Below are 13,638 nucleotides of genomic sequence, written 5' to 3' on the forward strand. Positions count from 1 at the left end.
TTCAATAGTTGTGTCAACCGATTAACATAAGAAAAGTGAAATAGTTTACAGAATCTATGATATAAGTGCGTTATGAATGGCTTGTTTAAGTATATAGATGAGATATGCTAGAGTAATAATAAGTATAGATTTTTCTAATAATATATACGATGTAGAAAATATAAAAAATTTAATTAATAAATATATCATCCGGTTGACATGAAAATGTAATCGATATATAATGTGTATAAACTTTAAATATGCAACTATATAAAACATAAATAAAGAATATTCAAGTGAAAAGTGAGTATTATCCGTTAAGCTTGTTCAAAGAATTAAAATAAGCATTATTTATAATTTGTAGATAATGAGAAAGAAGTGATGTGTAGTGAAAGTAAAAGAAATTATTGATGGAATTATAAACAAGTTTGGTGGTGCTAAATTTGAAGAAACTTGTGATCGACTTATAAGTGGTAGTTTTGATACGGAAGTAACAGGCGTTATAACTACTTTTATGGCTACTGTAGACGTAATCAAACAGACTATTGCTTGTGGAGCAAATTTTATTATTACCCATGAACCAACCTATTACACAGGATTGGATAAAACAGAATGGATAGAAGATGATCCAATATATTTAGAAAAGAAAAAAATTCTTGATGAACATGGTATTACCATCTGGCGTTTTCACGATCATATGCATGCTGCACCTTTTGATCTAATTTATGATGGATTACTAAAGGAAATTGGATGGAAAGATTATTTAATTAAAGGTTTACAATTTCCACATTGTTATGAAATACCAGAGATGTCTTTAAGAGAGTTAGCAAAGTTTTTTAAAGAAAAACTAGAAATGGATGTTATCCAGGTTGTTGGATCTCCAGCTACTAGATGTAAAAGAGTAGGGATGTTAGTTGGTGGGGGAAGCTTAGGACTTGGTGTAGAAGAAATGCCTATGATTCTAATGAAAGAACAAAATTTAGATGTTATGATATGCGGAGATATTATAGAATGGACTTTGTGCCCATATATTCGCGATGCAGCAGCCCTTGGAATGAATAAAGCAATGCTTGTTTTAGGACATGAACGTAGTGAAGAGGCAGGCATGAAATATATGGCTGAATGGCTGGAGCCAATGCTAAAAGGAACACCTGTACATTTTATAGATGCAAAGGAACCATTTATATATCTTTAAACTTAAATAATATTTAGCTAAATAATAAATGTTTTATGAGTGGAGGGAGATTTATGTCATACAAAGAAAAAGTTTTGCCAGAATTGTTACCGATATTGGAAAGTGACATAAGGTTTGATTTAACTAAGGATTTGGAAATGATGAGGAATCGCAAGCTACCGTCTATAGAAAAGTCTGTTAATGTATTGACAACGGCTCGTATGATTAAGGGTTCAGAATCAGAATTACTGGTGAAAATTTATGAACCTAAGGATAGACAGAATGTGAAGCTTCCTGCAGTATTTTGGATGCATGGTGGAGGTTATGTACTTGGTCATCCTGACGTAGATGACGGTATATGTGAGTGTTTTGTTAAGGAAGTCAATTGTGTTGTAGTTTCAATTGATTACAGATTGGCACCGGAGCATCCATATCCGGCAGCAATAGAAGATTGTTATGCCGGACTTAAGTGGACAGCTGATAATGCAGAAGAACTAAAAATAGATACTTCAAGACTTGCAATTGCAGGAGCTAGCGCTGGAGGTGGGTTAACAGCAGCACTTGCCTTGATGGCCCGTGATAAAGGTGAAATAGAAATTGTATTTCAGATGCCTTTGTATCCAATGATAGATGACCGAAATGTAACCCCTTCAAGTTATGAAATTAATGAAGAAAATTTACCGAAAGCATGGAATAGGGAAGCTAATGAGATTGCATGGAAAATGTATTTAAGCAATAATGCTTCAGATCAAATTTCTTATTACGCTGCTCCGAGCCGAGCTAAAGATTTGACTGGGTTGCCACCTGCATATACATGTGTAGGACAGCTAGATCCTTTCAGGGATGAAACCTTAGAGTATGTTGCACGATTGGCTCAGGCTGGTGTTCCGGTTGAATTTCATTTATATCCAGGATGTTTTCATGGTTTTGATTCAATTTTTAACAATGTGGAGATTAGTAGACGAGCTAGAAGTGAATATATAAATGCACTGTCACAGGCATTAAATATGGGGAAATAATAAGGAGGAGAAAAAAATGGCTTTTTTACAAATAAATTTTTATTCGAAGGCACTAAAAAGACTTGTTAATTTTAATGCTCTTTTACCAATAGATGCTATTGAGATACCTGGGCAGATTGAAGCTCCGAAAGGACCGATGAAAGCTCTTTACCTTTTACATGGTTACTCAGGTGGCCATCAAGATTGGGTTTGTGGTAGTAAAATTCAGGAATTGTCTCTAAAGCATAATATTGCAGTATTTATGCCTTCAGGTGAAAATAGCTTTTATCTAGATGATACTGATAAGGGAGAGTTATTTGGAGAATTTATTGGAAATGAATTAGTTGAGTTCACACGAAAGATGTTTCAGTTATCAGATAAAAGAGAAGATACATTTATAGGTGGATTATCCATGGGAGGGTATGGAGCAATAAGAAATGGATTAAAATATTCTCATAATTTTAGCCATATTATTGCATTGTCCTCTGCTCTTATAACTCATAATATTGCACGAATTCCTGCTGATTTTAAGGATCCAATAGCTGATTATAAATATTATACTAGGGTTTTCGGAGATTTAAATCAATTATTAGGAAGTGATAAAGACCCGGAGGCTCTTATTATTAAATTGAAAAAAGAAAATAAATCTATCCCTAAAATATACATGGCCTGTGGAAGTGAAGATTTTCTCATAAGAGAAAATCGAAGCTATCATGATTTCTTAGCTTCAGAGGAAGTAGAGCATACTTATGTAGAAGGACCGGGCATTCATGATTGGAACTTCTGGAATGAATATATAGAAAAAGCAATACTCTGGGCATTAGAATAAATATGGAGGCGTAATTATGGTTAGAATAACCAAGCTTTTCCCAAGAGGAAACAAAAAAGCATTTACTTTAAGCTATGATGATGGAATTATTCAGGATAAAAGATTAGTTGAAATCTTTAACAGATATAATCTAAAAGCTACCTTTAACTTAAATTCAGGACTTCAGGGAGAAGAAGGTTCTTTTGTACTAAAGAATTTAACTATAAAAAGAATAAATAAGAACGAGATAGTTGAGTTATATAAAGGGCATGAAATTGCTATTCATGGATTAACCCACCCTGTACTAACAGATATACCTAAGGAACTTATAATTGAGGAAATTCTGCAGGATAGGAAAAATCATGAAAAGATGTTTGGGTATCCTGTGAGAGGAATGGCATATCCTTACGGCGTTTACAATAAGACAGTTTTTGAGGTATTAGAAACTCTTGGAGTAGCTTATTCAAGAACAGTAAACAATCATGGAAATTTCACTTTGCCTTCAAACTACTTAGAATGGAATCCTACAGCCCATCATAATGACCCGCACTTGATGGAGATAGCTAAAAGATTTATTGAAGGAGAGTTTCAAGGATTAGGGCTTTTCTATTTATGGGGACACAGCTATGAATTTGATTTGGATAATAATTGGCATGTCATAGAGAAGTTTTGTGAATATATAAGCAATAGGAATGATGTTTGGTATGCAACAAATATTCAAATAGTAGACTATCTTGATGCTTTAGATAGGTTACAGTTTTCTACAGATTTTACTTGTGTCCATAATCCATCTGCAATTTCAACTTGGATAGAGTTTAATGGAATATCAGTGGAGATAAAAGCAGGAGAAACTAAAAAAATATGTTAGTCATTTAAACACCAAAGGGATCTTTAAGACTCATTCCTATACACAGGAGGAACCTTCTCTGGAAATAATAAAATTAATAATTTGATTCTAGAAAAAAGCACTAGTCTAGGTTGAATTGGTGCTTTTTTTCTTTGCTGTTAACTTCTAAGTGAATTTCAAGAAAATTTATCTTAATTATCTAAGACGTTTATTAAAGTATATAAAAAATTATTACGACATATGAAACCGGTTGACATATTTAAAAAAAGAATATATAATGTGAATATGAAACCGGTTGACATAAATTATGCACAAAAAGAAAACGTTTTATTAAATTGTTTATTACCAATTTATAAGGAGGAATTTACAAATGTCAGATTCAAATGTAAAACTATCTTTAAAAGAAAAAATCAGTTATGGTTTATCAGATTCTGGTTATAATCTTATTTTTACAGTTGTTACTTCTTTCTTAATGTTTTATTACACAGATGTAGTTGGAATGGATGTAGCGGCAGTTGGAACACTTTTCTTAATAGTTCGTGTTTTGGATGGTATAGCTGGACCGGTTATTGGTGCGTTAATTGATAAAACTAATACAAAATGGGGAAAGTGTAGACCTTGGTTTTTATGGTTTGCTGGACCATATGCTGTGATTGCCATAATGACGTTTACTGTACCAGAACTAAATAATGTAGGTAAGATAGCATACATGTATGTTACTTATATTTTATTTAACGTTTTAGCATTAGCTGTTGGTTCTCCTATAACAGCATTATTGCCAAGTTTAACAACTAATACAGAAGAAAGATTTAAAGCTAATGCTTTTAGAACTATTTTAGGGACAGTATCAGTTATAGTAGCAGGAGCACTTACATTACCATTAGTAGGTATTTTAGGCCAGGGAAATTCTAAAAAGGGATTTTTATTAACAATGATAGCATTTGGGGTAATTTCCTTTGCTCTATTCATGACTACATTTAAGAATACAAAAGAAAGAGTAGTGCTTGAAAAAGTACAAGAACCTCCTTTTAAAAAGAGTATTAAAGCTCTATTATGCAATGGTCCATGGATAGTAATAGTTACATTTAATTTCTTTGCATTTATTGGAGTTGTTGTTAAGGCACAAGCAACTATTTATTTCTTTAAATACAATATGGGAAATGTAGATCTTGCGTCTATAGCTAACGCGGTAAATTCTTTGGCTATGATTGTTGCTATGGCATGCCTTCCTATGATTGCAAGAAAAATGAAAAATAAAAATATTGTTATATTAGGAATGATTATAAGTATAATTGGACAAGGAATTTTATATTTAGCTACTATAACTCAATCAATTGCTTTAGTAATGATAGGAATTGCAGTTGCAGCATTTGGGCTTGGTGGGGGTCAAAGTGTTTTATTTGTATCTCTTGCGGATGTAGTCGATTATGGTGAATGGAAAACGGGGATTCGTTCACAAGGTTTAGTTACATCATGTGCAGTTATAGGGACCACTTGTGGTGCTGGAATTGCGGGAGTATTAATGTCATATATTTTATCTTCAGCAGGCTTTGTTCCTAATGTAAAACAAACTGTACAATCTTTGAGTGCCATTTCATTCTGTTATGTAGGATTACCAGCAATAACTTTAGTTATATGTATTATTTTAATGCTATTTTATAAAGTTGACTATATTAAAGATAAGATAATTTCAGATTTAGCTGAAAGACATAAATAATCACTAGTAACAGGATATTGTATAAGAATCTATTAAAAAATAATTAATTAAGGGATATTACGCAAAATAACAAACATATTAACTTGTTATTTTGTGAATATCCCTAATAATATAGTAATTTTCAATAGTTAAAGGAGATTTCAAAAATTATTGAAACCCACGGAGATCCAAAGTTTGGATTTTTGTAGGTTCTTTTAATTTATAAGAATTTAAAAGAAAGGATTATATTTATAACTATATATATTAAATATAAACTCATAAACTTGATTTTAAAATACGAAAGTATGTATTATGTATATAAAGTATCAGAAAATCAGAAGTATAAGTTAATGAAGCACTTTGTTTTTACATATATTAACGTTTTTATCGAGATTTGCTGGAATTATTTTATCAATTCTCACTTATATTAAATATAAAACTAGAATTATGAAAAGTTATATTATTTTTATGATAACACTTACAACAATATTATTGGGGCAGACTATAAACTCTTATAACATAATAAATATAGTACAGTCTTTATATTTAAATGTAATTATAAATATAGCATCCTATGTCGCCGCCAGATTTATTATATATTTTTTATCTTTATTGGCTCATGAAGTTGTTGAGAAAGAATGGACAATTAATATGGTAGGGATTAAATATTAGTAAATAATTAGTACTTTAAGATCTTAAGAAGAGATTTTTCAAGGTTAGAATATGTAATTATTAGTGGATTTAAAAGGTCATGCCTCGCCCCACCGATGAAACTCACTAATACATATGACCGTATTGGATTTAGTACGGTTTTTTTATTTCATTATGCTTTAGGATTATGAAAGGTGAAGTAACCATCAGATGTTGGCTGCATTGTAATTCCAGGCACTAGAAGGTTATAATTCTTATATTGTTAAATGTAAGAATGGTAGTACAAAAATTCGTACTACCATGAATACTTGTAGGATATGAACCAATTACCCATTTATATGAAATATTTTATAAATCAGTTGGTATATCTATAATGATATCCACTTTAATTAAACTCACATCCTCTTCAGATATTATTAATTCATTATTGTCAACTTTTTCAAATTCTGTTCCCTTTAGTTTATATACTTTTTTTATGACAACTTCTATAGGATCATTATAATTAAAAGTATTAGTAGATTCATTTGTTGAACTTTTCAATACTTCACCCCCAAACGTATATTAGAAGGATATATTAAATTTATTGAAAAACCAATCATCATCATATAGACGACGCTTAAAATAATCTATACGTTGATCATAGGTATCGCTTGCAGTTATTTTATTTAAAATAGTTTCAAAGTTAGAATAATCATACAGTGGCTTTATTAATTTATGGATTCTATTTTCATTAAAATGGCTAAAGGCCATACGTAATTTATTATAATGAAATTCAGTTAAGTCAACATTATATGGTTGTATTTTTCTAAATTTATGGCCAACTTTAACAGCTGGATGTACAAAAATTTTATATCCAAAAAGCCAAAGCTTTAGTGATAGTTCTACATCTTCAAAGCCCCAACTATGGAAGCCATGATCAAATCCTCCTACTGCGTGAAAGACCTCTTTTCTTATAGCCATACATCCACCTGGAGCTAGTGGAACTTCTTTAATATTCATCGGCTTTTTCAACCAATATGTTTCAAACTTTTCATTCCAGGTTTGACCATAGCCTACAGGGCTATCTGGAGAAAAATGGCCAATGCCTGGGCATACTACACTTACATCCTTATTATTAAAAGCCTCTAATAGTGTGTTAAGCCAGTTTGGCTGCATAGTAATATGGGCATCGCAAAAGACTAATATTTTTGCTAATGGTGCAAAGCTTGCACCTAGATTTCTTGCTGCTGACGCTCCTATGCCCTTTGTTTTAACTAACGTTACATTTGGGTATCTGTTAAAAGGATTTTTCAAAAACTCACAGCAATTATCATTAGAGCCATCGTCAATAATAAATATATTTGATATGTTTTTCGCTTCAGTTTTAAATAAAAACTCCAAGGTTTGTTTAATATAAATACCTTCATTTTTACATGGAATAATAATAGCTACCTCATATTTTTTTATATTATCCATAGTAACCTACTTTTCAAAATCACAATCTTCATGTTTATAGCCTACAATATCGTAATTTTCCTTATCATAAAATTCAGGTTCACGGGTACTTTTGACAGTTTCTGTTGAAGATTTTTTTATGAAACAATCGAGATATAATATCTTCAATATAAGTCTATCTCCAGGATATACAGGTCCTAAAAGAAATTGACCGTTTTCATCTGTTATAGCGTGACCAATGGGTTCTAAATCAGAGGTTGTTTCAGGGTCAGCAGTAGCACGCTTTAATTTGAAAAACTTAACTACAGAGCAAGGGGCAGGTTTTCCATCAGGAAAACGGACTGTTCCAAGTATTACTTTTCTATAGTCACATTGTAAGAAAAAATCCATGTCTAATTGATCAACACTTGATTTTTCATCACCGTCTGGAACATCAATAACAAAACGGTTTATTTGATAATCCATACCTTACACTTCCTTTATACTTTTTATAACATAATTAACATCTTCATTTGACATGCCAGGATAAAGTGGAATTGTGATAATACCCTCATATAGCTCTTCTGCAATCGGACAAAGTCCTTTTGAATATCCTAGAGACTGATAATAGGGATGCTTTATTACCTTCGCCTTCTTTAATAAAACTTATAATATTCTGTTATATATCGGTAAGCTTCACCGGTTTTTATAATAGGTGGAGTAATAGATTTCTTAAGAACAATATTTTCAAAAGCATATATAACATCATTAAATCCAAATTGTGCTCTCATAAAGGCAGTACTAGAGTATCTGGGATTAATTTCAAAAATAAAGGGCTTAGAGCCGTTCTGTTTCCGTAGTTGAATATTAATTGAGCCAGTTATATTTAGTTTTTCTGCAACATTTTTGCATAGTTCTTCTATTTCTTTATCAAAGATTACTTTTACTTCATTGCTCATTCCATCTTTTATAGTCCTTTCAAAGGTAATCACATATATTTCATTGCTAAAAGAATCTTTATACACTCCGTTAGTATACTCAGTTCCAGGAATATACTCTTGAAGCATGAAGCTGCTGTCTAGATTAGTAATATCCTCAAATTCTTTACGGTTTTGAATTATGTGAAGATGCTTTGAGCCACAATCAGAAGTTTTTTTTAATACAAAGGGATATTTAAAACCTTTTAATAGATCCTCTTTTGGTGTTGATTCATTATATAAAACTGAGTATGGGTAGGGGAAGTTGTTGTTTTTTAAAATTTCCATTGTTTTATATTTATCGCGACAAATGTTGATTACCTGCAGTGGAGGAATGGCAATACGACAACGTATTTCATCATCTAGTTCATTAAAATGATCACAGATACATAAAAGCTCTTGTTCACTACAAACATAAATTAGGTCAATTGAATTATGAAGAGAAAACTTATTTATTAATTCTGTAAATAATAAGCTTTCAGCTTTAGGGATAATATGAAAACTATCGCAAAATAGAGGATGCGGCGCATAGTTTTTACAGTCTGTTCCCCAAATTTTTATATTATAGTTTGTGTTACGTAAGGCTTTGCAGACTGCTTGACCTAAATCACCTCCAATAGAAGTAACTAAAACATTATACTGTGTCATAATAAATCCTTTCTTTATGATGTGTAAAAGACCTAAAGGTAAGTTACACCCAAAATTAGTTACAAATAATACAACTAAAGTTATATTACTTCTAACAATATAGTATATGTAACTTAATAAATTTAGTGAGCATACACTGATGTTATAACTTACTAAAAATTATGGAAATTACTTTGTGCTATATAGAATACAGGGGGAATTGTAATGGAAAAAATTTTAGTAATAGCAGCACATCCAGATGATGAAATTTTAGGGTGCGGTGGGACAATTAGAAGACTTGTTAAAGAAGGTAATGAAGTGTATTCATTAATTTTATCTGATGGCACTACCTCAAGGCATGACAATATGAATACTGAAGTAATGGAAGAAATTAAGACAAGACTTCAAGATAGTTTATCAGCAGATAAACTTATAGGGTATAAAGAAACTTTCTTTTGTCAGTTTATTGATAACAGCTTTGACAAAGAAGGTTTCTTGAATATTGTAAAATTAGTTGAAAAGTATATTTCTCAAATTAAGCCTTCTATTATATTCACACATCATTATGGAGATTTGAATATTGACCATCGAATAACTTTTAAAGCGGTTCAAACAGCTACAAGACCTATGGCAGAGTGCCCAGTAAAAGAAATATACTGTTTTGAAACCTTATCTGCTACGGAATGGAATTTTTTAAACAAAGATAAATTTACACCTAATTATTTCGTAAATATTGAAAATACACTAAAGGACAAACTCGAAGCAATGAAATGTTATAAATCAGAGTTGCGAGAATACCCGCATCCTCGTTCCTTAGAAGGATTAGAGGTGGCTGCTAAAAGATGGGGTAACAAACAGCTTAAATAAATCTGCTTAAATCTTATTTTAAAGAGATTTTTAAGTAGCTTTGTTAAGATAACCCCCTGTATAGCGTAAGCTGTACAGCAAATCACTTTAATTGCTGGAAACCCCTAAAGCTAACATCACTACAACGTAAAGATGAAATATGCTTAAGCGTGAATGTGACGAAAGTAGAAAAAAGTATGTTAGATGACATAAGGTTAAATCCTAGGTGTCAAAGCAATGGGCAATCAGCAGCAAAGCACCGAATAGGTGAATGTTCAACGACTAGAGAGTAATTCTCGTACCTTGCAAGCTTTTGGCAGGGGAAATGGGTGACTGCTTGCGTCAGCAAGTAGGTGATATAGTCTACGCTCATACTAAAGTATGAGAAGTTCATGGACTAAGGTCCTGAGAACTGCATGAGGAGTAGCGTCCTTGTGTGAATGAAAGATAAAATCTATTCAAAATTTCATAATTAATCAAAGGGTAGCGAATAATTGTTCCCTTAATTACACATACTAGACCTGTAAACTTATTAGTATGTGCAAAGGAGGTGAACAATATGATAAGAGGTTTTAAAGTTAAATTACACCCAACAGATGAGCAAAAGATTCTGATGCTAAAATCCTTTGGAACAGCCAGATGGACTTATAACTGGGCACTTAACAGACAAATAGAGAATCATAAAGCCAGAGGTAAATTCATAAGTGCTGTGGAACTGAAAAAGGAAATAACCAAACTTAAAAAACAGGAAAACTTTAAGTGGCTCAGCGAGGTTTCAGCAAAGGTTGCTGCTCAGGAAGTTATTGATTTATGCGAAGCATATGAGAGATTTTTTAAGAAAAAATCTGGTTTTCCTAAGTTCAAGTCGAAGAAGCATAATAAGGACAGTTTTTTTCAAAGGGAAGATGACTTCAGAATTAAAGGTAAAAAGGTTCATTTAGAGAAAATAGGTTATGTAGCCATGGCTGAAAATATCATACCCGTAGGAGAAGGGATTAAATATTATAACCCTAGAGTAAAGTATGACGGCATAAATATATGGCTTACAGTTGGAGTAGAAGTTGGTGAAAATCAAGCTGACAAAGAAAAGACTGAACCTATTGGAATTGACCTTGGATTAAAGAAATTGGCTGTATATTCTAATGGACAGGATAAAAAGAGACCTTCCATCAAGAAGTACTTAAAACGTCTTGAAAGATTTCAGCGTAGTGCTAACAGAATCTATCTAAATATGGAGAAGAATAATGTAAGTTTTAAGGTAAAGTCAAAAAGGCTTATTAAATTGGAAAAACAAATACTTAAAACCCATCAAAGGATAACAAATATACTCAATGATAATATCCACAAAATGACTGCAGAGTTAGTGAAGGTGAATCCTTCAGCTATTGTTATAGAGGACTTAAATGTAAAGGGTATGTTTAAGAATAAACATCTATCTGAAACATTAAAATACGCTAAGTTTGCAGAGATTATAAGGCAATTAAAGTATAAGTGTGCCTGGAATGATATAAAGCTTATAACTGCTGATAAGTGGTACCCAAGCAGCAAACTTTGCAGTAAATGTGGAGAAAAGAAAGAGAAGTTATCTTTATCTGAAAGAGTATTTGTTTGTGATAAATGTGGTCTTCATATAGATAGAGATTTTAATGCAGCGCTGAATCTTAAAAAGTTAGCAATGTAACTTGACTACATTGTTAATAGTACCGGTACGCTCATCGGGAATTAAGCTCACAGAGAGTCATACCAAACAACTGTAGCTGCGGCGAAATTGGACTCGTTGAAGTGAGAAGAGAAATTCTACCTTTTGATTAGTTATGATTAGTTTTGAGTAGATTTTATCGAGCGGCACAGTTATTGGATGCAGTTACGCAGAAGCTTTTGAATTAATAAGGAAAGTAGTTATATAGGGTTACAAGACCGAAAATTGACTTACACCCTGGGCTATGTTTCCAAGCTTCAGTTCGTTAAAAACTTTTAGTCAGTCTAAAGCTTGTGTTCTAAGATAACCTAAGAACTTTCGAAAACTCGCTGCGCTCAAACAACTCTAAAGTTCTAAGGTTCTCTTAAAACCCTTCACTAAGACTGACACAAAGTTTTTAAATCTACCTTCAGCTTTGGAAACATATCCCTTTGTGTAAGTCAATTTTCTAGTTTGTATTCCTATATTAATTGACCTCTTCCGTGTTTTCTACATATTCAGTATTCTACTTTAGGGATGATATGTTAACCTTTATCCCCAAGAAGTTGAAAATCAAAACTTATATCAGAACTAGAAGGGCTTACTTGATGAATTTCTACAGCTATTACGTTATCGCCATTTTTAAGAAAACTTGTATCAATTATAGTTTTTTCAAAAGAAACCTCATCTATTCCATTTAAAGCTTTGACGGCTAAAGTATTGTATTTAATTATACCGGAAGGCATATTAGTTCTATATACCTCCTTACCATTTAGATATACAACAGCTCCATCATCCCTTTGAATTCGAAGTGCTAAACTTTTATATATTGACCTATCATCAACAGTAAAATGTTTTCTAAAATAGGTTGTTATATACTTTTGATAAACATTAGGTCCATAACTTATAACTGTAGCCTCGCCTCCATCTCCATAACCTAGTTCAGCAAGTCCAGAAGGCCATGAAGAATCGTCAAAATCAAGCTCTCTCCAGGAAGTTCCCAGGTCAGAACCCTCATCAAAATACCTCCATGATGCACCCATAGGAATTAATACATCTGCTATAGTATTAGAAGCAGGACCTTCAGTAGGCGGATATATAGAACAACTATCAATAAGGGTATTTTCTTTATCGTATACTTGCAGGGAAACCCCACTATCATTTATGTCTAAAACACAATAATGATATACCGCAAGAGGACCAACAATAGCATTTTTTATATTAGTAATGTGTGCATTTAATGAAGAACCTGCACCGCCGGTAGTTATTTGATAAATAGAATTTTGTATTAGCAGGTTATTAGTAGTAAAAGACTTATCTATAAGACGGCGACAGTAATTGTGTTCATGACCTACAAATACTGCTGTTACATTATAATGATCAAGAATGGACCATAAAGCATTACGGTCATCTGGACTCGCATCTAGACTTTCTCTGTAGTGATGTCCAGTAGGAAAAGCAGGAACATGGAAAAACACAAAATTATATTTTTTATTACTGCCATCTAGTGTGTTTTTTAACCAGGCACGTTGTTTTGCGTCAATGGCATAGCCACAGCTTGAACCTCTTCGATTTGAGTTTAAAACGATAAAGCGAGCACTTTCATAATCAAAGTAGTATACAGTTCGTTGATATCCTTGTAACTGCTCATTAGGAAGGTAAGAAAATGCATTACTGAAAGCAGTTTCATTCTTTTCGTGACTCCCGAGTACTGTATAGAACATGGTAACAGAATAATAGTCCTCAATTAATTTCTTCCAGTCTTCTAATTGCTCATTTACTTTAGCTCCACCATATACCATATCTCCTACAAACATTATAAATTTCGGCTGCGGTGACAATCCCTTAATACGAGAGAGTAGGGTACGGAGCAATTGTGTATTTACTGCTACAGCATGTCTACTGCTGTCTGCTAGTATTACAATACGAAAGGACTCCATATAT

At 32.3% G+C, this 13,638-nt stretch carries 13 protein-coding genes; 7 read left to right on the forward strand and 6 right to left on the reverse strand.

What is annotated here, in order from left to right; translation table 11 throughout:
* Positions 1-367: 367 nt before the first annotated feature.
* The 5 genes from ACZ5N4_RS06850 to ACZ5N4_RS06870 all read left to right on the forward strand — a co-directional run bounded on the left by ACZ5N4_RS06850 (position 368) and on the right by ACZ5N4_RS06870 (position 5,523).
* On the forward strand, positions 368-1,174 hold the full coding sequence (locus tag ACZ5N4_RS06850) for a Nif3-like dinuclear metal center hexameric protein (RefSeq protein WP_464208362.1): 807 nt from the start codon (positions 368-370) through the stop codon (positions 1,172-1,174).
* Between the two features lie 53 nt (positions 1,175-1,227).
* Complete coding sequence (locus ACZ5N4_RS06855; RefSeq protein WP_464208364.1) at positions 1,228-2,172, forward strand: alpha/beta hydrolase; 945 nt, start codon at positions 1,228-1,230, stop codon at positions 2,170-2,172.
* Positions 2,173-2,188: 16 nt separating this feature from the next.
* Positions 2,189-2,980 carry an alpha/beta hydrolase gene (locus ACZ5N4_RS06860; RefSeq protein ID WP_464208366.1) on the forward strand — a complete coding sequence of 264 codons (792 nt, stop codon included), beginning with the start codon at positions 2,189-2,191 and terminating at the stop codon, positions 2,978-2,980.
* A gap of 16 nt (positions 2,981-2,996) precedes the next feature.
* Positions 2,997-3,827, forward strand: a complete 831-nt coding sequence (locus ACZ5N4_RS06865) for a polysaccharide deacetylase family protein (RefSeq protein WP_464208368.1) — start codon at positions 2,997-2,999, stop codon at positions 3,825-3,827.
* A gap of 349 nt (positions 3,828-4,176) precedes the next feature.
* Positions 4,177-5,523 carry an MFS transporter gene (locus ACZ5N4_RS06870; protein ID WP_464208370.1) on the forward strand — a complete coding sequence of 449 codons (1,347 nt, stop codon included), beginning with the start codon at positions 4,177-4,179 and terminating at the stop codon, positions 5,521-5,523.
* A 978-nt stretch (positions 5,524-6,501) separates the two neighbouring features.
* Here ACZ5N4_RS06870 and ACZ5N4_RS06875 read toward each other — a convergent pair.
* From ACZ5N4_RS06875 to ACZ5N4_RS06895, 5 genes are read right to left on the reverse strand one after another with little or no spacing between them, the layout of a single operon-like run.
* A complete protein-coding gene (locus tag ACZ5N4_RS06875; RefSeq protein ID WP_464208372.1) occupies positions 6,502-6,693 on the reverse strand; it encodes a hypothetical protein in 192 nt (63 codons plus the stop codon).
* A 21-nt stretch (positions 6,694-6,714) separates the two neighbouring features.
* Positions 6,715-7,608 (reverse strand): glycosyltransferase family 2 protein, encoded by an 894-nt coding sequence (locus ACZ5N4_RS06880; protein WP_464208374.1) that lies wholly within the window; start codon positions 7,606-7,608, stop codon positions 6,715-6,717.
* A 6-nt stretch (positions 7,609-7,614) separates the two neighbouring features.
* Entirely contained in the window at positions 7,615-8,052 is a 438-nt protein-coding gene (locus tag ACZ5N4_RS06885) for a hypothetical protein (protein WP_464208376.1), read from the reverse strand.
* Between the two features lie 3 nt (positions 8,053-8,055).
* Positions 8,056-8,208 carry a DegT/DnrJ/EryC1/StrS family aminotransferase gene (locus ACZ5N4_RS06890; RefSeq protein WP_464210852.1) on the reverse strand — a complete coding sequence of 51 codons (153 nt, stop codon included), beginning with the start codon at positions 8,206-8,208 and terminating at the stop codon, positions 8,056-8,058.
* A 14-nt stretch (positions 8,209-8,222) separates the two neighbouring features.
* On the reverse strand, positions 8,223-9,191 hold the full coding sequence (locus tag ACZ5N4_RS06895) for an ATP-grasp domain-containing protein (protein ID WP_464208378.1): 969 nt from the start codon (positions 9,189-9,191) through the stop codon (positions 8,223-8,225).
* A gap of 204 nt (positions 9,192-9,395) precedes the next feature.
* Between ACZ5N4_RS06895 and ACZ5N4_RS06900 the strand changes: the two genes are divergently transcribed.
* A complete protein-coding gene (locus ACZ5N4_RS06900; RefSeq protein ID WP_464208380.1) occupies positions 9,396-10,037 on the forward strand; it encodes a PIG-L deacetylase family protein in 642 nt (213 codons plus the stop codon).
* 538 nt (positions 10,038-10,575) lie between these two features.
* Positions 10,576-11,697 (forward strand): RNA-guided endonuclease InsQ/TnpB family protein, encoded by a 1,122-nt coding sequence (locus ACZ5N4_RS06905; protein ID WP_464208382.1) that lies wholly within the window; start codon positions 10,576-10,578, stop codon positions 11,695-11,697.
* A 542-nt stretch (positions 11,698-12,239) separates the two neighbouring features.
* On the opposite strand, the gene ACZ5N4_RS06910 is transcribed toward ACZ5N4_RS06905, so the two are convergent.
* The gene (locus ACZ5N4_RS06910; RefSeq protein ID WP_464208384.1) at positions 12,240-13,634 is read right to left on the reverse strand and encodes a metallophosphoesterase family protein; all 1,395 of its coding nucleotides are present in this window, start codon (positions 13,632-13,634) and stop codon (positions 12,240-12,242) included.
* Positions 13,635-13,638 lie beyond the last annotated feature (4 nt).

This window comes from Clostridium nitrophenolicum (genome assembly GCF_055391695.1).

Bases quoted from the DNA above. Each gene is read 5' to 3' on its own strand.
- ACZ5N4_RS06910 (WP_464208384.1), bottom strand. From the start codon at position 13,634: ATGGAGTCCTTTCGTATTGTAATACTAGCAGACAGCAGTAGACATGCT.
- ACZ5N4_RS06885 (WP_464208376.1), bottom strand. From the start codon at position 8,052: ATGGATTATCAAATAAACCGTTTTGTTATTGATGTTCCAGACGGTGAT.
- ACZ5N4_RS06855 (WP_464208364.1), top strand. From the start codon at position 1,228: ATGTCATACAAAGAAAAAGTTTTGCCAGAATTGTTACCGATATTGGAA.
- ACZ5N4_RS06900 (WP_464208380.1), top strand. From the start codon at position 9,396: ATGGAAAAAATTTTAGTAATAGCAGCACATCCAGATGATGAAATTTTA.
- ACZ5N4_RS06860 (WP_464208366.1), top strand. From the start codon at position 2,189: ATGGCTTTTTTACAAATAAATTTTTATTCGAAGGCACTAAAAAGACTT.
- ACZ5N4_RS06895 (WP_464208378.1), bottom strand. From the start codon at position 9,191: ATGACACAGTATAATGTTTTAGTTACTTCTATTGGAGGTGATTTAGGT.
- ACZ5N4_RS06905 (WP_464208382.1), top strand. From the start codon at position 10,576: ATGATAAGAGGTTTTAAAGTTAAATTACACCCAACAGATGAGCAAAAG.
- ACZ5N4_RS06880 (WP_464208374.1), bottom strand. From the start codon at position 7,608: ATGGATAATATAAAAAAATATGAGGTAGCTATTATTATTCCATGTAAA.
- ACZ5N4_RS06870 (WP_464208370.1), top strand. From the start codon at position 4,177: ATGTCAGATTCAAATGTAAAACTATCTTTAAAAGAAAAAATCAGTTAT.
- ACZ5N4_RS06865 (WP_464208368.1), top strand. From the start codon at position 2,997: ATGGTTAGAATAACCAAGCTTTTCCCAAGAGGAAACAAAAAAGCATTT.